20 protein-coding genes and 1 pseudogene are annotated in these 24,534 nt (G+C 55.2%); 18 read left to right on the top strand and 3 right to left on the bottom strand.

Annotation, left to right across the window (positions count from 1 at the left end; genetic code table 11):
- The first annotated feature begins 37 nt into the window (after nucleotides 1-37).
- The 8 genes from syd (at nucleotide 38) to P0H77_RS17255 (ending at nucleotide 8,558) form a co-directional block, all read left to right on the top strand.
- The gene (gene syd / locus P0H77_RS17290; RefSeq protein ID WP_276158525.1) at nucleotides 38-583 is read left to right on the top strand and encodes a SecY-interacting protein; all 546 of its coding nucleotides are present in this window, start codon (nucleotides 38-40) and stop codon (nucleotides 581-583) included.
- Nucleotides 584-1,218: 635 nt separating this feature from the next.
- Nucleotides 1,219-1,548, top strand: coding sequence for a YqcC family protein (locus tag P0H77_RS17285; RefSeq protein WP_276158524.1), 330 nt, complete (start codon nucleotides 1,219-1,221; stop codon nucleotides 1,546-1,548).
- On the top strand, nucleotides 1,548-2,327 hold the full coding sequence (truC, locus tag P0H77_RS17280; RefSeq protein WP_276158523.1) for a tRNA pseudouridine(65) synthase TruC: 780 nt from the start codon (nucleotides 1,548-1,550) through the stop codon (nucleotides 2,325-2,327). Before P0H77_RS17285 ends, truC begins: the two co-directional genes overlap by 1 nt.
- A gap of 15 nt (nucleotides 2,328-2,342) precedes the next feature.
- Nucleotides 2,343-2,792: a flavodoxin gene (locus P0H77_RS17275; RefSeq protein WP_276158522.1), complete on the top strand. Its 450-nt coding sequence runs from the start codon at nucleotides 2,343-2,345 to the stop codon at nucleotides 2,790-2,792.
- A 490-nt stretch (nucleotides 2,793-3,282) separates the two neighbouring features.
- On the top strand, nucleotides 3,283-4,635 hold the full coding sequence (locus P0H77_RS17270) for an MFS transporter (RefSeq protein ID WP_276158521.1): 1,353 nt from the start codon (nucleotides 3,283-3,285) through the stop codon (nucleotides 4,633-4,635).
- 2 nt (nucleotides 4,636-4,637) lie between these two features.
- Nucleotides 4,638-5,978, top strand: a complete 1,341-nt coding sequence (locus tag P0H77_RS17265) for an enolase C-terminal domain-like protein (RefSeq protein WP_276158520.1) — start codon at nucleotides 4,638-4,640, stop codon at nucleotides 5,976-5,978.
- Nucleotides 5,979-5,995: 17 nt separating this feature from the next.
- Nucleotides 5,996-7,336, top strand: a complete 1,341-nt coding sequence (gene gudD / locus P0H77_RS17260; protein ID WP_276158519.1) for a glucarate dehydratase — start codon at nucleotides 5,996-5,998, stop codon at nucleotides 7,334-7,336.
- A gap of 79 nt (nucleotides 7,337-7,415) precedes the next feature.
- A complete protein-coding gene (locus P0H77_RS17255; RefSeq protein ID WP_276158518.1) occupies nucleotides 7,416-8,558 on the top strand; it encodes a glycerate kinase in 1,143 nt (380 codons plus the stop codon).
- Between the two features lie 40 nt (nucleotides 8,559-8,598).
- Here P0H77_RS17255 and barA read toward each other — a convergent pair whose 3' ends face one another.
- Nucleotides 8,599-11,346, bottom strand: coding sequence for a two-component sensor histidine kinase BarA (barA, locus tag P0H77_RS17250; protein ID WP_276158517.1), 2,748 nt, complete (start codon nucleotides 11,344-11,346; stop codon nucleotides 8,599-8,601).
- Nucleotides 11,347-11,403: 57 nt separating this feature from the next.
- On the opposite strand from barA, the gene rlmD reads away from it, so the two are divergent.
- The 7 genes and pseudogenes from rlmD (at nucleotide 11,404) to eno (ending at nucleotide 19,953) form a co-directional block, all read left to right on the top strand.
- Complete coding sequence (gene rlmD / locus P0H77_RS17245) at nucleotides 11,404-12,702, top strand: 23S rRNA (uracil(1939)-C(5))-methyltransferase RlmD (RefSeq protein WP_276158516.1); 1,299 nt, start codon at nucleotides 11,404-11,406, stop codon at nucleotides 12,700-12,702.
- A gap of 52 nt (nucleotides 12,703-12,754) precedes the next feature.
- Complete coding sequence (gene relA, locus P0H77_RS17240; protein WP_276158515.1) at nucleotides 12,755-14,992, top strand: GTP diphosphokinase; 2,238 nt, start codon at nucleotides 12,755-12,757, stop codon at nucleotides 14,990-14,992.
- A 166-nt stretch (nucleotides 14,993-15,158) separates the two neighbouring features.
- Entirely contained in the window at nucleotides 15,159-15,446 is a 288-nt protein-coding gene (locus P0H77_RS17235; protein WP_276158514.1) for a type II toxin-antitoxin system ParD family antitoxin, read from the top strand.
- Nucleotides 15,412-15,708 (top strand): annotated as a pseudogene (locus P0H77_RS17230) (type II toxin-antitoxin system RelE/ParE family toxin). Before P0H77_RS17235 ends, P0H77_RS17230 begins: the two are co-directional and overlap by 35 nt.
- A 213-nt stretch (nucleotides 15,709-15,921) precedes the next feature.
- Nucleotides 15,922-16,713 carry a nucleoside triphosphate pyrophosphohydrolase gene (gene mazG, locus P0H77_RS17225; RefSeq protein WP_276158513.1) on the top strand — a complete coding sequence of 264 codons (792 nt, stop codon included), beginning with the start codon at nucleotides 15,922-15,924 and terminating at the stop codon, nucleotides 16,711-16,713.
- Nucleotides 16,714-16,938: 225 nt separating this feature from the next.
- Complete coding sequence (pyrG, locus tag P0H77_RS17220) at nucleotides 16,939-18,576, top strand: CTP synthase (glutamine hydrolyzing) (RefSeq protein ID WP_276158512.1); 1,638 nt, start codon at nucleotides 16,939-16,941, stop codon at nucleotides 18,574-18,576.
- Between the two features lie 78 nt (nucleotides 18,577-18,654).
- A complete protein-coding gene (gene eno / locus P0H77_RS17215) occupies nucleotides 18,655-19,953 on the top strand; it encodes a phosphopyruvate hydratase (protein ID WP_276158511.1) in 1,299 nt (432 codons plus the stop codon).
- Nucleotides 19,954-20,004: 51 nt separating this feature from the next.
- On the opposite strand, the gene P0H77_RS17210 is transcribed toward eno, so the two are convergent.
- Entirely contained in the window at nucleotides 20,005-20,829 is an 825-nt protein-coding gene (locus P0H77_RS17210) for a MurR/RpiR family transcriptional regulator (RefSeq protein ID WP_276158510.1), read from the bottom strand.
- A gap of 165 nt (nucleotides 20,830-20,994) precedes the next feature.
- Here P0H77_RS17210 and P0H77_RS17205 point away from each other — a divergent pair, with 165 nt between their 5' ends.
- From P0H77_RS17205 to queE, 3 genes are read left to right on the top strand one after another with little or no spacing between them, the layout of a single operon-like run.
- Nucleotides 20,995-22,554 carry a PTS transporter subunit EIIC gene (locus P0H77_RS17205; RefSeq protein WP_276158509.1) on the top strand — a complete coding sequence of 520 codons (1,560 nt, stop codon included), beginning with the start codon at nucleotides 20,995-20,997 and terminating at the stop codon, nucleotides 22,552-22,554.
- Nucleotides 22,551-23,258, top strand: a complete 708-nt coding sequence (locus P0H77_RS17200) for an N-acetylmannosamine-6-phosphate 2-epimerase (RefSeq protein ID WP_276158508.1) — start codon at nucleotides 22,551-22,553, stop codon at nucleotides 23,256-23,258. The genes P0H77_RS17205 and P0H77_RS17200 overlap by 4 nt, the downstream gene beginning before the upstream one ends.
- Before the next feature lie 54 nt (nucleotides 23,259-23,312).
- Complete coding sequence (queE, locus tag P0H77_RS17195; protein WP_276158507.1) at nucleotides 23,313-23,984, top strand: 7-carboxy-7-deazaguanine synthase QueE; 672 nt, start codon at nucleotides 23,313-23,315, stop codon at nucleotides 23,982-23,984.
- Between the two features lie 33 nt (nucleotides 23,985-24,017).
- On the opposite strand, the gene queD is transcribed toward queE, so the two are convergent.
- Nucleotides 24,018-24,380: a 6-carboxytetrahydropterin synthase QueD gene (gene queD, locus P0H77_RS17190; protein WP_276158506.1), complete on the bottom strand. Its 363-nt coding sequence runs from the start codon at nucleotides 24,378-24,380 to the stop codon at nucleotides 24,018-24,020.
- Nucleotides 24,381-24,534 lie beyond the last annotated feature (154 nt).

Here is a 24,534-nt window from a genome sequence, read left to right as displayed (position 1 = left end):
CACAAGTGTATCCTGGCCGACGTAAAGAGAGAAATCAGTGGACCCACAAACTGCACAGGCGCTGAAGGCGTTTACCCAACGTTATTGTGATGTATGGCGGCATGAGCATACCAGCTGGCCGCAGAGCGAGGAGCTTCACGGCGTGCCTTCGCCCTGCATTGTTTCCTCCACCGACCATGTGGTGCTCTGGCAACCACAGCCTTTTGACGGCGAACCTCACCTCCACGCGGTTGAACGGGCGATGGATATTGTGATTCAGCCCTCTGCGCAGGCTTTTTATACGACGCAATATGCCGGTGATATGCAGGCGCGTCACGGCGAGCAAACATTCACGCTGCTGCAAACGTGGAGTGCGGAGGATTTCCGTCGCGTTCAGGAGAATCTCATCGGCCACCTGGTTACCCAGAAGCGCCTCAAGCTTTCACCCACGCTCTTTATTGCGACACTGGATAGCGAACTGGAGGTCATTTCGGTGTGTAATCTGCGTGGTGAGGTGGTGCAGGAGACGCTGGGAACCGCTAAACGTCGCGTTCTTGCCCCTTCGCTTGCGGATTTTCTTAGCCAACTTGAGCCTGCGTTGTAATCCATTGCCCAGGGTCATTTGTAAGAGATCTCTCACACTGCCTGTGAGAGATCGCAGAGACTGTGCTCTTCCATAATTTGTTCATATCATGATTAATACAATATTAATCATAGAGATAACTTTTCCATTATGGGTTTTAAGTAAAACTTTTCTTAAGGCATTTGCTTAAGACTAGTTGTAAGACGCTAAGGAATAGACGATTCTATGTCCGCCGACAGGGAGTGGCAAACGAAGCGAACATCAGGATGATGACGCTTCACAGGGACACACCAGGACGGTGCTTCAGGGAAGGCTTCAGGATGAAGTTAAGGGATATGCAGGACGCATAGCAAGGACACCTCCAGGAAGGAGAAAGTGAACCGAACAGGATGCTCGGTGGGTCAGGATGGCCAGGGATGCGCTTAAGGAAAAGTGTTATCGCATCGGGGTGGTGTGAGCAGGACGCATTGTTTACGGATGAACAGGTCAGGAGACCAACAGGAAAAGTTGTCATGGATGAGCAGGGAGCATCATAAAAAGTAGCGGGATAGCTGCGAAACGAACCGGGGGGCACTGTTTAACAGTGCCCCCTTTTTTTGTTTCTGCCTGACTAATGCTATCCTTCGCGCCAGATATTCAGAGCCTGTGAGGTTTCCATGACACTCCACGATAGCGTGCGTGAGCAGTTGCATACCATTGAAGCGCTGCTGCGTAAACACGACCACTGGCAGACCAGCGTGCCGGACGCCAGCGTATTTGAAAGCACTCAACCGTTTTTTATGGATACGCTGGAGCCACTTGAATGGCTACAGTGGGTGCTTATCCCGCGGATGCATGCGCTGCTGGAAAGCGGCCAGCCGCTGCCGCAAAGCTTTGCCGTCGCGCCTTATTATGAGATTGCTCTCGACGCCAGCCATCCGCTGCGCGATGAGGTGGTTTTCGAACTTCAGCAGCTGGACGCCTTTTTTACGGACGATAACGCCTGATGCTGGAAATCCTCTGGCAGGACGAGTGGCTGGTGGCGGTCAATAAACCCTCCGGCTGGCTGGTGCATCGCAGCTGGCTGGATCGCGACGAAAAAGTGGTGGTGATGCAGACGGTTCGCGACCAGATTGGTCAGCATGTTTTTACCGCGCATCGGCTGGATCGCCCCACCTCCGGCGTGCTGCTGATGGGGCTATCAAGCGAGGCCGGGCGGCGGCTGGCTCAGCAGTTCGAGCAGCATCAAATCCAGAAGCGCTACCATGCTATTGTGCGCGGCTGGCTGACCGATGACGCGGTGCTGGATTATCCGCTGGTCGAAGAACTGGATAAAATCGCCGATAAGTTCGCGCGTGAGAACCGCGAGCCGCAGCCTGCGGTAACGCACTATCGCGGACTGGCAACCGTTGAAGTGCCCGTTGCCACCGGACGCTACCCGACGACCCGCTATTCGCTGGTCGAACTGGAACCGGAAACCGGGCGTAAACATCAGTTGCGTCGCCATCTTGCGCATCTGCGCCATCCAATCATCGGCGACAGTAAACATGGCGATTTGCGTCAGAACCGCAGCGCGGCGGCGCATTTTGGCTGTCAGCGTTTGATGCTGCATGCCAGCCAGCTTACGCTGACGCATCCGTTTACCGGCGAGCCGCTGATCCTGCGTGCCGGGCTGGACCCGGTGTGGATGGACGCGCTTACGCATTTCGGCTGGCGCACGCTTCTCCCCGATAACGAAAGGGTTGAGTTTCCGCCAGATACCTACCAGGATAGTGCAGACGCATAATCAGGGAGTTAACAAATGGCGGAGATTGGGATTTTTGTCGGCACCATGTACGGCAATGCGCTGCTGGTGGCGGAAGAGGCTGAGGCTATCCTTAATGAGCAGGGGCACCGCGCCCGGGTGTTTGAGGATCCACAGCTGGCGGACTGGCAGCCTTATCATGAAGGCTATGCCCTGGTGGTGACGTCTACTACCGGACAGGGCGATCTGCCGGACAGCATTGTGCCGCTGTATCAGGGGATCCACGATAAACTCGGCCATCAGCCGAACCTGCGCTATGGCATTATCGCGCTGGGCGACAGCACCTATTCGCACTTTTGCGGCGGTGGTAAAAAGTTCGACCAGCTGCTTCAGGAGCAGGGTGCCCAGCGCATCGGCGAGGTGCTGATGATTGACGCCAGTGAAGACCCCGAACCTGAAACGGTTTCCAGCCCCTGGGTGGAACAGTGGGGCGCAATGGTAAAATAGAACATGCGCGCTCTCCCTGCCAGAGAGCGTCTTCTTGATAGGCCGGTCAGCCGTTAGAATGAACCCGCGATCCTGTCTCCATGCTTAATCAAATTAGCGTCAGGCAAATGCCAGTAAAACCCTTTGTAATGAAGGGTTTTGAACGGGCAATTACCCCACGTCAAGCGAGCTATTTCACACTCCTGCACATCCCATTTCCTTACCTGGCGGTAATACGCGCCTGATTTTCATTTCCGTGAAGTACCGCCCACTGCATTGGGCTAAAGCCATAAATCCCCGTTTAAGCCCTGATGAATGCTGTGCGCATGCACGGTGAGGCCCCACCACTCTCGTCATACACTTTTCTGGCTAGTCAAAAAAGAGCAGTAAAACGGGCGATAACGACCCTTAGTTAAAAAACTGCGAAAACACTAACACGTCATTCTGATTACCCTACGGTTGTGCTGTTCAGAATGAGCGTAGCTACAGGCTATGATTCAGGAGTACAACAATGAGTTCATTAAGCAATACGGCGAGCGCCGCTGAAAAGCGGACCAATGCTCGCTACTGGATAGTGGTGATGCTGTTTATCGTCACCTCGTTTAACTATGGCGACCGCGCCACCCTCTCTATCGCTGGCTCCGAGATGGCGAAAGATATCGGGCTCGATCCGGTCGGCATGGGATACGTTTTCTCCGCCTTTTCCTGGGCATATGTTATCGGTCAAATACCGGGCGGCTGGCTGCTCGACCGTTTTGGCTCAAAACGCGTTTATTTCTGGTCCATCTTTATCTGGTCGATGTTTACCCTGTTGCAGGGCTTCGTCGATATCTTCAGCGGTTTCGGCATTATCGTTGCGCTGTTTACCCTGCGCTTCCTGGTAGGCCTGGCTGAGTCGCCTTCCTTCCCCGGCAACAGTCGCATCGTGGCGGCCTGGTTTCCGGCGCAGGAAAGGGGAACGGCGGTCGCTATTTTTAACTCCGCGCAATATTTTGCCACCGTCATCTTCGCCCCGATCATGGGCTGGTTAACGCATGAAGTGGGCTGGTCGCACGTCTTCTTCTTTATGGGCGGGCTGGGCATCATCCTCAGTTTTATCTGGCTAAAAGTGATCCACGAGCCGAATCAGCATCCGGGCGTGAACAAAAAAGAGCTGGAGTATATCGCTGAAGGCGGCGCGCTGATCAATATGGATCAGAAGAGCAATAAACAAAAAGTACCGATGAGCGTCAAACTGGGGCAGATCAAACAACTGGTCGGTTCACGCATGATGATTGGTATTTACCTTGGTCAATACTGTATTAACGCCTTAACCTACTTCTTCATCACCTGGTTCCCGGTGTATCTGGTGCAGGCGCGCGGGATGTCGATCCTGAAAGCGGGCTTTGTAGCGTCGGTTCCGGCAATCTGCGGCTTTGTCGGCGGCGTCCTCGGCGGGATTATTTCCGACTGGCTGATGCGCCGTACCGGCTCGCTGAATATTGCCCGTAAAACGCCTATTGTGCTCGGTATGCTGCTCTCAATGGTGATGGTGTTCTGTAACTACGTCGAAACTGAATGGATGATTATCGGCTTTATGGCGATGGCATTCTTCGGTAAAGGTATCGGCGCGCTGGGCTGGGCCGTCATGGCGGATACCGCGCCGAAAGAGATCAGCGGTCTTTCCGGCGGCCTGTTCAATATGTTCGGCAACATCTCCGGTATCGTGACGCCTATCGCTATCGGTTACATCGTCGGCACCACCGGCTCCTTCAACGGCGCGCTGATTTATGTCGGTATTCATGCGCTGGTCGCAGTACTCAGCTACCTGGTACTGGTCGGTGATATCAAACGTGTCGAACTGAAACCCGTAGTGGAGAGGTAACCATGACAACGCAATCAAGTCCTGTTGTAACGGATATGAAGGTCATCCCGGTGGCCGGTCATGACAGTATGCTGCTGAACATTGGCGGCGCGCATAATGCGTACTTCACCCGTAATATCGTGGTGCTGACGGATAACGCCGGGAACACCGGCGTAGGCGAAGCGCCCGGCGGGGAGGTGATCCTGAAAACGCTGACCGATGCCATTCCAATGGTGGTGGGTCAGGAAGTGGCGCGTCTGAACCAGGTGGTCCAGCGCGTCCATAAAGGTAACCAGGCGGCGGATTTTGATACCTTTGGTAAAGGCGCGTGGACTTTCGAACTGCGGGTGAATGCGGTTGCCGCGCTTGAAGCGGCGCTGCTCGACCTGCTGGGAAAAACCCTCAACGTGCCGGTATGCGAACTGCTCGGGCCGGGAAAACAGCGCGATGCGGTAACCGTGCTTGGTTATTTGTTTTACGTCGGCGATCGGACCAAAACCGATCTGCCCTATCTGGAAAGCACACCGGGCAATCATGACTGGTATCGCCTGCGCCATCAGGAGGCGCTGAACAGCGAGGCGGTGGTGCGTCTGGCAGAGGCGTCGCAGGATCGCTACGGTTTTAAAGACTTTAAGCTTAAAGGCGGCGTGCTGCCGGGCGAGCAGGAAATAGATACCGTGCGCGCGCTGAAAAAACGCTTCCCGCAGGCGCGCATTACTGTAGACCCCAATGGTGCATGGCTGCTGGATGAAGCCATTGCCTTGTGTAAAGGGCTGAACGATGTACTGACCTACGCCGAAGATCCGTGCGGCGCAGAGCAGGGCTTTTCCGGGCGTGAAGTGATGGCCGAGTTCCGCCGCGCCACCGGACTGCCCGTCGCCACCAATATGATCGCGACTAACTGGCGCGAAATGGGGCACGCGGTAATGCTCAACGCCGTCGACATTCCGCTGGCCGACCCGCACTTCTGGACCCTCTCCGGCGCGGTACGCGTGGCGCAACTGTGCGATGACTGGGGATTAACCTGGGGCTGCCACTCCAACAACCATTTTGATATTTCACTGGCGATGTTTACCCACGTTGGCGCGGCCGCGCCGGGTACGCCAACCGCCATTGATACGCACTGGATTTGGCAGGAGGGCGATTGCCGCCTGACCAAAAATCCGCTGGAAATAAAAGACGGCAATATTGCCGTCCCGGACGCGCCTGGGCTTGGCGTGGAGCTTGACTGGGAGCAGGTACAGAAAGCGCATGAGGCTTATAAGAAGCTTCCCGGCGGCGCGCGTAATGATGCGGGCCCGATGCAGTATCTGATCCCCGGCTGGACATTTGACCGTAAACGTCCTGTTTTCGGCCGTCACTGATTAAAAAGGATGAAACAATGACTTCGCAAACTTCTACTCCTGTCGTCACTTCCATGCAGGTTATCCCGGTGGCCGGGCACGACAGTATGCTCATGAACCTGAGCGGCGCGCACGCCCCGTTCTTCACCCGCAATATTGTCATCATTAAAGACAACTCTGGTCACACCGGGGTGGGTGAAATTCCCGGCGGCGAAAAAATCCGTCAGACCCTGGAAGAAGCTTCCCAACTGGTCACCGGTAAAACGCTGGGCGAATACAAAAATATTTTAACGGCGGTACGCAATAACTTCGCCGATCGCGATGCCGGTGGCCGCGGATTACAGACCTTCGATTTGCGCACCACGATCCACGTGGTCACGGGTATCGAAGCCGCGCTGCTGGATCTGCTGGGTCAGCATCTGGGCGTTAACGTCGCGTCGCTATTAGGCGAAGGTCAACAGCGTAACGAAGTTGAAATGCTGGGCTACCTGTTCTTCGTCGGCAACCGTAAAGCGACGCCGCTGCCCTATCAGAGCCAGCCGGATGAAAAATGCGACTGGTATCGTCTGCGTCATGATGAGGCCATGACCCCGGATGCGGTGGTGCGCCTGGCGGAAGCGGCGTATGAAAAATACGGTTTTAACGATTTTAAACTTAAAGGCGGCGTGCTGGCAGGTGACGAAGAGGCCGAATCTATCGTGGCGCTGGCAAAACGTTTCCCCGAAGCGCGTATCACCCTCGATCCGAACGGTGCGTGGTCGCTCAATGAAGCAATTAAGATCGGCAAATACCTGAAGGGATCGCTGGCCTACGCGGAAGATCCGTGCGGCGCGGAGCAGGGTTTCTCCGGACGTGAAGTGATGGCGGAATTCCGTCGCGCCACCGGCCTGCCAACGGCGACCAATATGATCGCGACCGACTGGCGGCAGATGGGGCATACGCTATCCCTGCAATCGGTGGACATCCCGCTGGCGGACCCGCATTTCTGGACCATGCAGGGCTCGGTTCGCGTGGCGCAGATGTGCCATGAGTTTGGCCTGACCTGGGGCTCGCACTCCAATAACCACTTTGATATTTCACTGGCGATGTTTACCCATGTCGCTGCGGCTGCGCCAGGCAAAATCACCGCCATCGATACCCACTGGATCTGGCAGGAAGGTAACCAGCGGCTGACCAGGGAACCGTTCCAGATCAAAGGCGGAATGGTGCAGGTGCCGGCGAAACCGGGCCTTGGCGTGGAGATCGATATGGATCAGGTGATGAAGGCGAACGAGCTGTATCAAAAACACGGTCTGGGCGCCCGCGATGATGCGATGGGAATGCAGTATCTGATCCCCAACTGGACATTTGATAATAAGCGCCCCTGCATGGTACGCTAATCGTTGCGGGACCGGTCCCACGGTAACGGTCTTTCTCCCGGCTTACGCGTAACAACGTCAACATGCAAAAGGATGCTTTATGAAAATAGTGATTGCACCGGACTCGTATAAGGAAAGTTTGAGCGCGCTTGAGGTGGCGACCGCCATTGAGCGTGGTTTTCGTGAAATCTGGCCTGATGCCGATTACGTAAAACTCCCGGTTGCAGACGGCGGCGAAGGCACCGTTGATGCCATGATTGCCGCTACACAGGGACGTCTGATCCATGTTGAGGTTACCGGCCCGCTGGGAGAGCCGGTTAATGCGTTCTATGGCATTTCCGGCGACGAGCAGTGCGCTTTCATTGAGATGGCTGCGGCGAGCGGGCTTGAGCTGGTCCCGCCCGCACAGCGTAATCCGCTAAAAACGACCTCCTGGGGAACCGGCGAGCTGATCCGTCATGCGCTGGATAACGGCGTGCGGCACATTATCATTGGTATCGGCGGCAGCGCCACCAACGATGGCGGGGCCGGTATGGTTCAGGCGCTGGGCGCTAAGCTTCTCGACTGCGACAATAATCCCATTGCGCCCGGCGGCGGTGCGCTGGAGTCGCTGGCGCGCATTGATATCAGTGAACTGGACGGCCGTCTGGCCGACTGTCAGATTGACGTCGCCTGCGACGTCTGCAATACGCTGATCGGCGACAAGGGGGCATCGGCGGTGTTTGGCCCACAGAAAGGGGCGACAAAGGAGATGATCGCGCGGCTGGATAGCGGGCTGGAGCACTATGCTCAGCGCATTGCCCGCGATCTGGATATTCAGGTGCTTGAACTGGCAGGCGGCGGCGCGGCGGGCGGTATGGGCGCGGGCCTGTATGCGTTTTGCGGCGCCCAGCTGCGTCAGGGGATCGAAATTGTTACCGACGCGCTGAAACTGGATGAGCAGATCGCCGATGCCGACCTGGTGATCACCGGCGAAGGGCGCATTGATAGCCAGACCATCCATGGCAAAGTGCCGGTGGGTATCGCCCGCATTGCCAAACGCCATAACAAATCGGTGATTGGTATTGCCGGTAGCCTCACCGCCGATGTCGGCGTGGTCCATGAACACGGCCTGGATGCAGTATTCAGCGTTATTTATACCATCTGCACGCTGGAAGATGCGCTGGAAAACGCGGCGGAGAATGTACGGATGAGCGCGCGAAATATTGCCGCCACCCTCAAGGCCGGGCAGAGCCTGGCATAACGTCAACGGGCCGGCATTCTTCCGGCCCGTATCGCGGGTCTTAACCTGACGCGAGCACCTTTTCCGCTTCCCGCGTGACGTTTTCCATTTCATCCAGCAGCTCCAGCAGTTCAGGCTCCAGCTCCGCAGCCGGCGTTCCGCTGCGCAACTGGTGTTCAATCAGCTGGCACAGGTTTTTCAGGCGTGGAACGCCGCTGTAGCCGCAGCTGCCGTGCAATTTATGAATGATATCCACCAGATGCATCTCCTCGCCCGCGAGCTGGCGATGAATACTCTGGCGAACTTCCTGCAGGAACTGGACCAGCATCTGTAGCATTTCACGGGCGAGATCGGCTTTACCCGCCGCCTGCCTTAGCGCCAGCTGCCAGTCCAGGGTAACGTTCTGATTAACGGGTGTTTCCACCGTCTCCAATGTCTTAACGGCAATATGCGGACCAGGCTTATAGCGCAGCAGTAGCTGATGCAGCTTCCCTTCCTCAATCGGCTTCGCCAGATAGTCGTTCATCCCGGCGCTCAACAGCTTTTCGCGTTGACCTGCCATTGCATGAGCGGTAACAGCGATGATCGGCGTCTGCTGTTGATGAGGCAGCTGGCGGATAAGTTCACAGGCGCGTATGCCGTCCATTTCCGGCATCTGAATATCCATCAGGATCACATCGTACGGCCTCTCTTTTGCCCGATTGACCGCCTGCTGACCGCTGTCGCAAAGCTCAACGTGCAGCACCAGATCGTCCAGCAACGCGCCAATCAGCTTGAGGTTGGCGGGATTATCGTCCACCGCCATCACCGACATCGCCATTTTGTTATCTTCGGCGGCTGGCGTCGGTACCTGATTAATACGGCAATACTCCATCAGCGCGGGGAGCAGGCGCACCGAGGTCAGGGGCTTCAGCAGGCAGGCTGCCGCGCCGTCCTGCTTCAGCGCTTCGGCATTGACCTGTGCATGACAGGGTAGCGCCAGCAGCAGGTAATCGGTCATCCTGCGGGCATGAGTCAGCTTGTCATGGTGCATACTCAATTCGCGAATTGAGACCGGCACCCCGGCCAGCAGGATATCGTAGTGATCTTCCGGCAGCGCGGCGAAGGTTGGGCTGTAGATCACTTCCAGCGGCGTGGCGGCCAGCAAGTCCATCGTCGACTGTGCGGCGGTGGTATTGGCCTCAATATAGGCAAGGCGTTTTCCCACCAGGCAGTGCGTCACTGGAGGTTCAGAAATCACATTAGGGTTCAGATCCAGACTAACGTGGAACCAGAACGTCGACCCGCGATTTGGCTGGCTGTGAAAAGAGATATCGCCGCCCATCTCGTTGACCAGCCGCTGAGTGATCGCCAGACCCAGCCCGGTGCCGCCGTGACGACGAGAAATGCTGGCATCGGCCTGCCGAAACGCCTGGAACAGACGGGATTGATCGGCTTCCGGAATGCCTATACCGGTATCGCGGATCTGGATCTCTAACTGAACATTGGTGTTACTCACCGCCCGTTTATCCACGATGACGTCAATATTGCCGTGCTCGGTGAACTTAATGGCGTTGCCCAGCAGGTTGGTGATCACCTGTTGCAGGCGTAGCGGATCGCCGATGACGTTATCCGGTACGTCATTTTTAATACTTAACGTCAGCTCCAGCCCCTTATCATGCGCCGAGTGCGCCAGCAGCGTCACCACTTCATCCAGCAGGTTGCGCAGCGGGAAGGGAATACTCTCCAGCAGCAGCTTTCCGGCTTCCAGCTTGGAGAAATCGAGCACGTCATTAATGATGGTCAGCAGGTTATTCGCTGAACGCTCAATGGTATTGAGGTGATCGCGCTGGGTTGGATTCAGTTCGGTTTTCAGCGTCAGGCGGGTAAAGCCGATAACGCCGTTCAGCGGCGTGCGCAGCTCGTGCGACATATTGGCTAAAAACTCGGATTTGATGCGTGCCGCTTCCTGGGCGCGTTTTTTTGCAAGGCCCAGTTCAACGTTCTGGATCTCCATCTGTTCCAGCGTTTCACGCAAATCGGACGTCGCCTGATCGACGTTATGCTGCATCTCTTCATGGTAGGCCGCCAGCGACATCGCCATGGAGTTGATGCCGTTCTTCAGCATATCCAGTTCGCCCAGCATAAAACCTTCGACGCGACTGTCCAGCTGGCCGCGGCGAATGCGGTCTACGGTATTCACCATATTGCGAATGGGGCCGGTCACGTCGCGCATTAACCGCCAGCCAAACACCAGCGCGATCCCGATACAAAACAGCATCATCATGCTGGAGATAAAAATCTCTTTATATTGCTGTAGCCGTACCGATTTGAGATCCAGCTCCAGCGCCACATAGCCAAGCATATTATTCGCCGTTTTAGCGTCTGAAATGGGTGACTCATCGGGCGAGTAGCTCTCAGAAAGAATCGGCGTGCGTAAGATCATCGTATCGCCCTGGCGCAGCACGCTAAGGCGACGCGGCAAGGCGTCACCTTTCGGCAACTGAAGTACCGCAGGATCGAGATGAGAATTGGAGGTGACAAACAGCTGGTTATGCTCATCATAAACGGAAATCGCCCGTACAATATCCGAATGGCGACGATGCAACACGCTAATAAGCTGGCCAATCGATTCGCGGTTTTGCAGATTCATTCCGTATTCGCTGGAGACCGCCAGAGGTTCAATAATATTGGCACCGGCGTCTTCAAGCTGACGCTGCAGGTCGTTGTAGCGGTGCACGACAAAAAAGATACTCAGCAGCAAACCGATCAGGACGGTAGGGGCCAGGATCAAAATCATCATGCGAGCGCGCAGGCTGTAGTTGGTCATGGAGTTCCGTTATGGGACAATTAGCGTCATTATGTTTGATTGAGAAAAATCTCTACGATGGCGCAATTCTACTCTGCAAAACGGCGCGTGACGACGCGTCAGATCATAACTGTGACGGTAAATGACCTGGATCCTTTCGGCCAGGGCGTCGCGCGCCACAACGGTAAAGCCTTATTTATTGCGGGCTTACTGCCCCAGGAAAGTGCGGAAGTCGTTATTACCGACGATAAAAAACAGTATGCCCTCGCGCAGGTAAAACGACGGCTGAACGAGAGCGCCGAGCGGGTTACGCCCCGCTGCCCGCATTTCGGCGTGTGCGGCGGCTGCCAGCAACAGCATGCGAGCGTTGAGCTGCAACAGCGCAGCAAACGGGCGGCGCTCGCCCGGCTGATGAAACGTGAGGTCGATGAGATCGTCGCTGGCGCACCGTGGGGATACCGGCGGCGTGCGCGGCTTAGCCTGAACTGGCAGCCGAAAACGCAGCGCCTGCAAATGGGGTTTCGTAAAGCTAACGCCAGCGACATCGTGGATATTACGCAATGCCCCGTCCTGGTGCCCCGTCTTGAGGCGCTACTTCCTTTGGTGCGCGAATGTCTGACCAGCCTGACGTCGGCGCGTCACCTCGGCCATGTCGAGCTGGTGCTGGCCGATAACGGTCCGCTGATGGTATTGCGCCATATCGCGCCACTTAGCGCTGCCGATATCGAAAAACTGGAACGCTTTTCGCATGCTCAGGACCTTGCGCTGTACCTTGCGCCGCAAAGCGAGATACTGGAGCCGTTGACAGATAAAGAACCGTGGTATCAGTCAGAAGGGCTACGCTTAACGTTTAGCCCGCGGGATTTTATTCAGGTCAACGACGGCGTTAACCAACAGATGGTGGCCACCGCGCTGGACTGGCTGGATGTTCAGCCCACCGACCGCGTGTTGGATCTGTTCTGCGGCATGGGCAACTTTACGCTGCCGCTGGCGCAGCGTGCGGCAAGCGTCGTTGGCGTAGAAGGCGTGGCGGCGCTGGTGGCGAAAGCTCAGCAGAACGCCGCACAAAATGAATTGCATAATGTGACGTTTTTTCATGAAAATCTTGAAAAAGATGTTACGCAACAGCCGTGGGCACAACGCGGTTTTGATAAAATACTGCTCGACCCGGCGCGCGCAGGTGCGCCCGGCGTCATGCAGCATATTATAAAATTAGCGCCGCGCCGCGTGGTCTATGTTTCCTGCAATCCCGCGACGCTGGCACGAGACAGCGAGGCGCTGCTTGCCGGAGGTTATCACCTCCGGCGACTGGCAATGCTGGATATGTTCCCGCACACTGGGCATCTGGAATCAATGGTGTTATTTGAGCATCAATAAATAGCGTTGGCTTGCCGAATCCGGCAGGCCCGGTCCCTGAAAGGAGAGGACGATGGTTGCGGTAAGAAGTTCACATAGGAATAAAGAGGGCGAGTTCGACCCGAAAAAATGGATCGCCAGTCTGGGGTTATCCAGCCAGCAGTCGTGTGAACGCTTAGCCGAGACCTGGGCCTACTGTCGTGAGCAAACCCAGGGACATCCTGACGCCGATCTCCTTCTCTGGCGCGGCGTGGAGATGGTCGAAATCCTCTCTATGTTGAGCATGGACATAGACACCCTGCGTGCGGCGCTGCTGTTCCCGCTGGCGGACAACAACGTCGTCAGCGAGGAAGCGTTGCAGGAGGCCGTGGGCAAGCCGGTGGTGTTGCTGATCCACGGCGTGCGCGATATGGCGGCAATCCGTCAGCTCAAGGCCACCCATACCGATTCCGTCTCCTCCGAACAGGTGGACAACGTGCGGCGGATGCTACTGGCGATGGTAGATGACTTCCGCTGCGTGGTCATCAAGCTCGCCGAGCGGGTGGCGCACCTGCGCGATGTGAAAGACGCGCCGGAAGATGAGCGCGTGCTGGCCGCCAAAGAGTGCACCAACATTTACGCGCCGCTGGCGAACCGTCTGGGCATCGGCCAGCTGAAATGGGAGCTGGAGGACTACTGCTTCCGCTATCTGCATCCGGCGGAGTACAAACGCATCGCTAAGCTGCTGCACGAGCGCCGTCTCGACCGCGAGCAGTACATTGATGAGTTTGTCGGCCACCTGCGCGCCGAGATCAAAACCGAAGGCGTGAAGGCGGAGGTGTACGGTCGACCTAAGCACATTTACAGCATCTGGCGCAAAATGCAGAAGAAGCATCTTGCCTTTGACGAGCTGTTTGACGTGCGCGCGGTGCGCATCGTGGCCGAGCGGCTACAGGACTGCTACGCCGCGCTGGGGATAGTACATACTCACTATCGCCACCTGCCTGATGAGTTCGACGACTACGTAGCTAACCCAAAACCTAACGGCTATCAGTCCATTCATACCGTGGTGCTGGGGCCGGGCGGGAAAACCGTCGAAATTCAGATCCGTACCAAACAGATGCATGAAGACGCCGAACTGGGCGTCGCCGCGCACTGGAAATACAAAGAAGGCACGGTCGCAGGCGGCGCGCGTACCGGGCATGAAGATCGCATCGCCTGGCTGCGCAAGCTGATCGCCTGGCAGGAAGAGATGGCTGATTCCGGCGAGATGCTCGACGAAGTACGCAGTCAGGTCTTTGACGATCGCGTGTATGTCTTTACGCCGAAAGGCGACGTGGTGGATCTCCCCGCAGGCTCTACGCCGCTCGATTTCGCCTACCACATTCACAGCGATGTGGGGCATCGCTGCATCGGCGCAAAAATCAGCGGGCGTATTGTGCCCTTTACCTATCAGTTGCAGATGGGGGATCAGATTGAAATTATCACCCAGAAGCAGCCGAACCCAAGCCGCGACTGGCTGAACCCGAACCTCGGCTACGTCACGACCAGCCGGGGCCGCGCCAAAATCCACAACTGGTTCCGCAAGCAGGACCGGGACAAAAATATTCTTGCCGGACGCCAGATCCTCGACGAGGAGCTGGCGCATTTGGGTATCAGCCTGAAAGAGGCCGAGAAGTTCCTGCTGCCACGCTACAACTTTAACGAGATTGAGGAGCTGCTGGCAGCCATTGGCGGCGGGGACATTCGCCTCAACCAGATGGTTAATTATCTGCAGGCGCAGTTCAACAAACCGAGCGCGGCGGAGCAGGATGCGGCGGCGCTCAAGCAGTTGCAGCAGAAAACCTACGCGCCGCAGAACCGTAGCGGCAAAGACGATGGCCGCGTGGTGGTGGAAGGCGTCGGTAATCTGATGCACCACATCGCCCGCTGCTGCCAGCCGATCCCCGGCGATGAGATCGTCGGCTTTATTACCCAAGGACGCGGCATCTCCGTGCATCGTGCGGATTGCGATCAGCTGGCGGAACTGCGCTCGCACGCGCCGGAACGTATCGTGGATGCCGTCTGGGGCGAAAGCTACTCGGCAGGCTATTCGCTGGTGGTGCGGGTTACTGCAAACGACCGAAGCGGCCTGCTGCGTGATATCACCACCATTCTGGCAAACGAGAAAGTGAACGTGCTGGGCGTTGCCAGCCGCAGCGATACCAAACAGCAGCTTGCCAGCATTGATATGACGATTGAGATCTATAACCTTCAGGTATTGGGCCGGGTGCTCAGCAAGCTGAACCAGGTACCGGACGTGATTGATGCGCACCGGTTGCATGGTGGGTAATATCCGCGCGAAGGTGGCTGCACTAACGTAGCGGCTTTACTATTTCATTAGAGTCGCTACAGACCAATGTTATTCCCGGTGTAATAACACCGGCGGATACATTTTGACGTACATTCCATTTCCGGTGTACTCTTATGTAAGATTTATACTTACAGTGGAGGCTGTTATGGCCAGAACAATGACCGTTGATCTTGGTGATGAACTGCGCGAGTTTATTGAATCGCTCATAGAATCAGGTGATTACAGAACGCAAAGTGAAGTGATCAGAGAGTCTCTTCGCCTGTTGAGGGAGAAACAGGCCGAATCACGACTTCAGGCATTACGTGAACTTCTGGCTGAAGGTTTGAACAGCGGAGAGCCGCAGGCCTGGGAAAAGGATGCCTTTTTACGGAAGGTCAAAACAGGGATGAGCAAACCCGATGAGAACGGTAAAATTAACACCAAAGGCCAGTGACGATCTGGAAAATATCTGGCATTAAGGCTGGCAGCATTTTGGCGAAGTACAAGCCGATCGATATATTAATCATCTGTCAGAAATATTCAGCATTATGAGTGCCAATAACATTGGCACGCCCCGACCTGAATTGGGTGAATACATTTATGCCTTACCGTTTGAAAGGCATATTGTCTATTTTATACAATCAGTTACGCAAATTACCGTGATACGTATTCTGAGTCAGAACCAGGATGCTGGTAAGCATGTAAATTGGTTATAGCCTTTTATTTAGAAAATAAGTTATACCCTGGGTGATATTGGTTAAGGTTTTATGTATCTATTGTATTTGTGTTGAACGGAGGCTTACCACAGCGCAAGCCTCCGGTCTGGCGGGAGTAAAATAAAAGCGATCGGATGATTCATAGCGAATGCGTCAGGTGGATACGTTACAATCACCTCCATTGTGCATAACCGATTAAGAATGATGACAACAATGACGCAAATAGACCGCCTGCTCTCCATCATGCAACGCCTGCGCGACCCGGAAAACGGTTGCCCGTGGGATAAAGAACAGACCTTCGCCACCATCGCCCCTTATACCCTGGAAGAAACCTACGAAGTGCTGGACGCCATTGCCCGCGAAGATTTTGACGATCTGCGCGGCGAGCTGGGCGATCTGCTGTTTCAGGTGGTGTTTTACGCCCAGATGGCGCAGGAAGAAGGACGTTTTGATTTCAACGATATCTGCGCGGCCATTAGCGACAAACTGGAGCGCCGCCATCCGCATATTTTTGGCGATGCCGCGGCGGGAAACAGCAGTGAAGTGCTGGCGCGCTGGGAACAAATCAAAAGCGACGAACGGGCGCAAAAAGCGCAGCACTCGGCGCTGGATGATATTCCCCATACCTTTCCGGCCCTGATGCGGGCGCACAAAATCCAGAAGCGCTGCTCGACGGTAGGCTTCGACTGGACCTCGCTCGGTCCGGTTCTGGATAAAGTCCACGAAGAGATCGACGAGGTGATGCAGGAAGCGCAGCAGGCCGTCGTCGATCAGGCGAGAGTGGAAGAAGAAATGGGCGACTTGCTGTTTGCGACGGTCAATCTTTCCCGCCATCTTGGCGTCAAAGCGGAAGTGGCGCTGCAAAAAGCCAACCTCAAATTTGAACGCCGTTTCCGCGAAGTTGAGCGTATTGTGGCCGCGCGTGGCCTGGAAATGACCGGGGTTGACCTGCAAACGATGGAAGAGGTCTGGCAGGAAGTAAAACGCCAGGAATATGATCTCTAACGATTTTCGCGATCGAGCGCGAGTTGTGTGATTTTTTAAATAACAAGCGCTTGATTTGCGTCAAAAACATTTCCCTAAAAATGGCTATTTTCTCACTCCTCATATCGTTGGGCATGGCAGAAGAGGAGGGGAAATGAAAGTTTGTGGCGCTCGCCATGTTCGGGTATACTACTGTCCCGTCCTGGTTATTCCATCGTCTTTTAAACCTAACTTCTCAGGTTCAGCATGACAACGAACTATATTTTTGTGACCGGCGGGGTCGTTTCCTCTCTGGGTAAAGGCATTGCCGCAGCCTCCCTCGCAGCCATCTTAGAAGCCCGTGGCCTTAACGTGACCATGATGAAACTGGATCCGTACATCAACGTCGATCCGGGTACCATGAGTCCTATCCAGCACGGGGAAGTGTTCGTTACCGAAGACGGCGCTGAAACCGATCTGGACCTTGGCCACTATGAGCGTTTCATCCGTACCAAGATGAGCCGCCGCAATAACTTCACTACCGGCCGTATTTACTCCGACGTTCTGCGTAAAGAACGCCGTGGCGACTACCTCGGCGCAACCGTTCAGGTTATCCCGCACATCACCAATGCCATTAAAGAACGCGTGCTGGAAGGCGGCGAAGGGCATGACGTGGTGCTGGTTGAAATCGGCGGTACGGTGGGCGATATCGAATCGCTGCCGTTCCTCGAAGCGATTCGTCAGCTGGCGGTTGATATTGGTCGTGAACACGCGCTGTTTATGCACCTGACGCTGGTGCCGTATATGGCCGCCGCCGGGGAAGTCAAAACCAAACCGACGCAGCACTCCGTTAAAGAACTGCTCTCTATCGGTATTCAGCCGGATATCCTGATTTGCCGCTCCGATCGCGCCGTCCCGGCCAACGAACGTGCAAAAATTGCTTTGTTCTGTAACGTCGCTGAAAAGGCCGTTATTTCCCTGAAAGATGTCGATTCCATTTATAAAATCCCGGGCCTGTTGAAATCACAGGGGCTGGACGATTATATTTGTAAACGATTCAGCCTGAACTGTCCGGAAGCAAACTTGTCTGAGTGGGAACAGGTTCTCTATGAAGAGTCCAACCCGGCAGGCGAAGTCACCATTGGTATGGTCGGCAAGTACATTGAACTGCCGGATGCCTATAAGTCGGTGATCGAAGCGCTGAAGCACGGTGGCCTGAAGAATCGCGTCTCCGTTAACATCAAGCTGATTGATTCGCAGGATGTTGAAACGCGTGGTGTTGAGATCCTGAAAGGGCTTGATGCGATCCTGATCCCCGGCGGCTTCGGCTACCGTGGCGTAGAAGGAATGATTACCACCGCAGGTTATGCGCGTGAGAACAATATCCCTTATCTTGGCATTTGCCTGGGTATGCAGGTTGCGCTGATTGAATTTGCGCGTAACGTGGCAGGCATGGACAACGCCAACTCAACGGAATTTGTGCCAGACTGTAAGTACCCGGTCGTGGCGCTGATCACCGAGTGGCGTGATGAAGATGGTAACGTTGAAGTTCGTTCTGAAAAGAGCGATCTGGGTGGCACTATGCGCGTGGGCGCGCAGGCTTGCCAGCTTACGGATGACAGCCTGGTGCGCAAGCTGTACGGCGCATCGACCATTACTGAACGCCATCGTCACCGTTACGAAGTCAACAACATGCTGTTGAAACCTATTGAAGCTGCGGGCCTGCGCATTGCGGGCCGTTCCGGTGATGATCAGTTAGTCGAGATCATTGAGGTGCCGAACCATCCGTGGTTTGTCGCTGGCCAGTTCCATCCGGAATTTACTTCAACGCCGCGTGATGGGCATCCGCTGTTTTCGGGGTTTGTGAAAGCCGCCAGCGAATACCAGAAGCGTCAGGTGAAGTAAAAAAGTTAGAACGGCAACGCCCCAGGAGGGGCGTTGTTTGTCTGGAGTTTTAGTTTAACTTGTACTGAGGAAAACCTAATGTCCAAAATCGTTAAAGTCATCGGTCGTGAAATCATCGACTCCCGTGGTAACCCGACTGTTGAAGCCGAAGTACACCTGGAAGGTGGTTTCGTTGGTATGGCAGCTGCGCCGTCAGGTGCTTCTACTGGTTCCCGCGAAGCGCTGGAACTGCGTGATGGCGACAAATCCCGTTTCATGGGTAAAGGCGTAACCAAAGCGGTTGCTGCGGTTAACGGCCCGATCGCTCAGGCTGTTCTTGGCAAAGATGCCAAAGATCAGGCAGGCATCGACAAGATCATGATCGATCTGGACGGTACTGAAAACAAATCTAACTTCGGTGCAAACGCCATCCTGGCGGTGTCTCTGGCTAACGCCAAAGCTGCTGCTGCCGCGAAAGGCCTGCCGCTGTACGCGCACATCGCTGAACTGAACGGCACCCCGGGCAAATACTCTATGCCGGTTCCCATGATGAACATCATCAACGGTGGTGAGCACGCTGATAACAACGTCGACATCCAGGAATTTATGATTCAGCCAGTTGGCGCTAAATCCCTGAAAGAAGCCGTACGTATGGGTTCTGAAGTGTTCCACAACCTGGCTAAAGTGCTGAAAGCGAAAGGCATGAACACGGCTGTTGGTGACGAAGGCGGCTATGCGCCGAACCTGGGTTCTAACGCAGAAGCACTGGCAGTTATCGCTGAAGCAGTTAAAGCGGCTGGCTACGAGCTGGGTAAAGACATCACCCTTGCGATGGACTGTGCAGCATCTGAATTCTACAAAGACGGTAAATACGTTCTGGCTGGCGAAGGCAACAAAGCGTTCACCTCCGAAGAATTCACTCACTTCCTGGAAGAGCTGACCAAACAGTATCCGATCGTTTCTATCGAAGACGGTCTGGACGAATCTGACTGGACTGGCTTCGCATACCAGACCAAAGTGCTGGGCGACAAAATCCAGCTGGTTGGTGACGATCTGTTCGTAACCAACACCAAGATCCTGAAAGAAGGCATCGAAAAAGGCATCGTTAACTCCATCCTGATCAAATTCAACCAGATCGGTTCTCTGACCGAAACTCTGGCTGCGATCAAAATGGCGAAAGACGCTGGCTATACCGCTGTCATCTCTCACCGTTCTGGCGAAACTGAAGACGCTACCATCGCTGACCTGGCTGTGGGTACCGCTGCAGGCCAGATCAAAACCGGTTCTATGAGCCGTTCTGACCGCGTTGCTAAATACAACCAGCTGATTCGTATCGAAGAAGCGCTGGGCGAAAAAGCACCGTACAACGGTCGTAAAGAGATCAAAGGCCAGGCGTAATCCTGTACCTTTGCACTTAAGAAAAACCCGCTTCGGCGGGTTTTTTTATACCTATAAAAGCAGCGGTAGCGTCGCGCTGGCCGTTTGCTGGCTGCTGTCACCGTAGCGCGTATCAAGCGACATTAATGACGTGATGGCCAGCTCTACCAGCAGCATCGCTCCTACTTTGGCGTTGAGCGCGCCCGCGCTTAACGGTCCTTCCGGTTTTGCTGCCACCAGCAAAATATCGCTGAGTGATGCCAGCGGGCTACGCGGCGTGTTGCTGATCGTCAGCACTTTGGCCCCGCGTTTACGCGCCAGCTTCACGACATGCAACAGGTCACGCGTCGAGCCAGAACTGGAGATCGCGACGACGACATCCTCACCGCCGAGCGCGGTGGCGCTCATTGCCGCACGGTGCATGTCGCTGAATAGCTGGCCTGATTTCCCGAGGCGCAGCAGCTTATAATGCAGATAGTCGCCAATAATCGCGCTCGCGGCGACGCCGTAGATCTGAACCGAGCGTGCCTCGTGCAGCGCCAGCGCCGCCTGTTCCAGCACGCTGCGATCCAGTAATTTTGCCGTGTCGCGTAACGCCTGCACTGACTCATCAACCAGATTATCGATTTCATCGCCCTGCGAGCGGGGAGCCTGCGAGCGCTGCACATCCAGCGCCAGCGCCATTTTAAATTCAGTGTATCCCTTGCAGCCCAACGCACGGCACAGCCGGGTAACGCTCGCCTCGCTGGTTTCACTCTCCCGCGCCAGTTCGGTGATCGTCAGATAGAGCACCCGTGACGGATCGGTCAGAACGTACTCTCCCAGTTTTTGCTGCGTCGGACTGTAGCCCGATACGCTTTGCCGAAGCCTGAGCAGCACATTTTCATTTTCAGCCATGCCTGTATTCCTTGATGCTTTCCTGCCGTTAAGTGTGGCGGAAAGCGGGGGCAGGACGCCAGTCATTTTAAAAAAGTATGATCAACCTCCGCTTTATTGATGATAATTTTCAGTATTAAGTTTTTGTGTGGTAAAAATTTTCAACAAAACGTCAGGCGGAGAAAAATGATGACCCTTTTTAGCGGAGCCTCTTCCGGAGGCTGGTTTGAAAAAGCGCAGCGGTTTGGTAAATCCTTTATGCTGCCGATTGCGGTATTACCCGCGGCGGGGCTGCTGCTCGGTATCGGCGGCGCGCTGTCGAACCCGAATACCCTGACGGCTTATCCTTTCCTTGACGTGGGCTGGCTACAGGCCATTTTCACCATCATGAGCAGCGCTGGCGCGATTGTCTTTGCCAACTTATCGGTCTTGTTTGCGGTTGGGGTCGCAGTCGGTCTGGCAAAAACGGATAAGGGCACGGCAGGGCTGGCGGCTTTGCTGGCTTTTCTGGTGATGAATGCCACCATTAACGCGCTGTTGACGCTGACGGGAGACCTGGCGCAAGCCAATCCCGGCGCGGTCGGGCAGGGCATGGTACTGGGAATTCAGACCCTGGAGACCGGCGTTTTTGGCGGCGTGGTCATTGGTCTGGTGACCTGCGCTCTGCACCATCGGTTTAATAAAATCGCTCTGCCGCAGTTTCTCGGTTTCTTCGGTGGCTCGCGATTTGTGCCGATCATTAGTTCGCTGGCGGCGATTGTCGTCGGAGCGATCATGACAGTGGTCTGGCCGCACTTTCAGAAACTGATTTTTGGTCTCGGCGGGTTGGTGGATGCCACGGGGTATCTGGGCACGCTGCTGTATGGCTTTATCCTGCGCATGCTTGGCCCGTTCGGCCTGCATCATATCTTCTATCTGCCATTCTGGACCACAGCCCTCGGCGGCAGCGAAATCGTCAATGGCCAGCTGGTCGAAGGCACCCAGCGGATTTTCTTTGCCCAGCTTGCCGATCCACATACGCAGCAGTTTTACGTTGGTACGTCGCGCTTTATGTCCGGCCGCTTTATCACCATGATGTTTGGCCTGATCGGTGCCTGCCTGGCGATGTACCACACTGCGAAGCCTGAAAATAAAAAGCGCGTGGCCGGGCTGCTGCTGTCGGCGGCGCTGACCTCGTTCCTGACCGGCATTACGGAGCCTATCGAGTTTTCGTTCCTGTTTGTCGCCCCGGTGCTGTACGTCATTCACGCCTTTTTTGACGGGCTGGCGTTTATGCTGGCGCATATTCTGCACATCACTATCGGGCAAACCTTCTCCGGCGGATTTATCGACTTCATCCTGTTCGGCATTTTGCAGGGCGAAGCGAAAACCCACTGGCTGTATGTGCCGATGGTGGGGATCCCGTGGTTCTTCCTCTACTACTTCACCTTCCGCTTTTTGATTACCCGTTTTAATTTCCTGACGCCAGGACGTGAAAAACAGGAGACCGAAACGGTAAGCGTCAGTGGCAGTGAACGTGCTCAGGCGATTGTGGCCGCGCTGGGCGGACAGGGGAATCTGGAAGAGGTGGATTGCTGCGCGACGCGCCTGCGGATCACGGTGAAAGAGAGTGGAAAAGTCGATGAGGCTGCGCTCAAAGCCACGGGCGCACGCGGTGTGATCCTGCGCGGTAATGGCGTGCAGGTCATTTACGGTCCGCACGTAACGATTATTAAAAACGAAATTGAAGAGATGCTGGTGGGATGAAAACGATGTTAGAGCAAATCAAAGGCAAACTGGTGGTTTCCTGTCAGGCGCTGGATAACGAGCCGCTGCACAGTCCGTTTATCATGTCGCGCATGGCGCTGGCGGCGCAGCAAGGCGGGGCGGCGGGCATTCGTGCCAATAGTGTGGCGGATATTGAGGCGATCAGCGCGCAGGTCGATTTGCCGATCATTGGCATTATCAAGCGCGACTATGCCGACAGTGAGGTTTTCATCACCGCAACGCTACGTGAAATCGACGAATTGATGACGGTGGCTCCGCAGATGATTGCGCTCGACGCCACGCAACGTCCACGTCCGGCTGACGCAACGCTGGCCGGACTGGTGACGCAAATCCGTGAACGTTATCCGCGGGTTCAACTGATGGCGGATATCGCAAGCGTTGAAGAAGCTGCCATCGCCGCAGAGCTTGGCTTCGATTGTATTGGCACCACGCTATATGGTTATACGGCTGGATCCACCGGACATAAGCTGGCGGAAAACGACTGTGCATTTTTGCGGGCGGTGCTCAATGCCGTTTCCGTTCCGGTTATTGCAGAAGGCAATGTTGATACCCCGGAACTGGCCGCGCGTTGCCTGCAACTTGGTGCACATGCGGTAGTGGTCGGCGGGGCAATCACGCGTCCGCAGCAGATCGCCGCGCGTTTTGCAGCGGCGATAGTGCAACAGGGCGCGAATCGTACATGATCGTTGAGTCAGGATCTGCGATAATTACGGTTTAGACGCGAAACCGAGATGATTATGCAGTACCCGATAAATGAGATGTTCCAGACCCTCCAGGGCGAAGGTTACTTTACCGGCGTTCCCGCCATTTTTATTCGATTACAGGGATGCCCGGTAGGCTGCGCCTGGTGCGACACGAAACACACCTGGGATAAGCTTGCGGATCGGGAAGTCTCGCTTTACAGCATCCTGGCGAAAACCAAAGAGAGCGACAAGTGGGGCGCGGCCAGCAGTGAAGATCTGCTGGCCATCATTGAACGCCAGGGCTATACCGCTCGTCACGTGGTGATCACTGGCGGTGAGCCGTGCATCCACGACCTGCTTCCCCTGACGATGCTGCTGGAGAAAAACGGCTTTAGCTGCCAGATTGAAACCAGCGGCACCCATGAAATCCGCTGTACGCCGAATACCTGGGTGACGGTATCACCGAAGGTAAACATGCGCGGTGGTTACGATGTCCTGGAGCAGGCGCTCCAGCGCGCGGACGAAATTAAACACCCGGTCGGCCGCGTGCGGGATATCGAAGCGCTGGATGAACTGCTTGCCGTTCTGCAGGATGATAAACCGCGTGTGATTGCGCTTCAGCCGATCAGCCAGAAAGAAGATGCTACGCGCTTGTGTATTGAGACCTGTATTGCCCGCAACTGGCGGCTTTCAATGCAAACGCATAAGTATTTGAATATTGCCTGATGGTTTTCCCTCTCCCGGTCGGGAGAGGGTGAATCACTCACCGCGATACACGCAGCCCGCGGTGCAGGTTTCCTTCACCATCACCGCGCTCAGCAGTGGAAGCGCCGGTTTAACCTGATCCCAAATCCACTTCGCCAGCACTTCACTGGTGGGATTCTCCAGCCCTGGAATATCATTCAGATAGTAGTGATCCAGACGATCGTAAGTCGGCTTAAATGCCGCTTTCAGTTCGGCGAAATCGATAATCCAGCCGGTATGCGGATCGACTTCACCGGTGATTTCAAGACGCACCATAAAGGAGTGTCCGTGCAGGCGGCCGCATTTATGGCCTTGCGGAACGTGCGGCAGATGGTGAGCGGCTTCAAAGGTGAAATCTTTAAACAACGTGGTGGACATGGTGAATTCTCAGTCTTACAAAAAACCGCCGCATAGTACCGGAAAGCACAATTTTTATCACCTTTTAAAACCGCTACAGCGGGTGAAGCAACTGCGCTAAAGCGTAAGGTTATATTTTTATTAATTCAATCAAGGAGTTAATTAATCTGATTTC

The sequence above is a fragment of the Superficieibacter sp. HKU1 genome (assembly GCF_029319185.1).
GTDB lineage: Bacteria > Pseudomonadota > Gammaproteobacteria > Enterobacterales > Enterobacteriaceae > Superficieibacter.
This window is presented reverse-complemented; position numbering and strand designations above follow the sequence as displayed.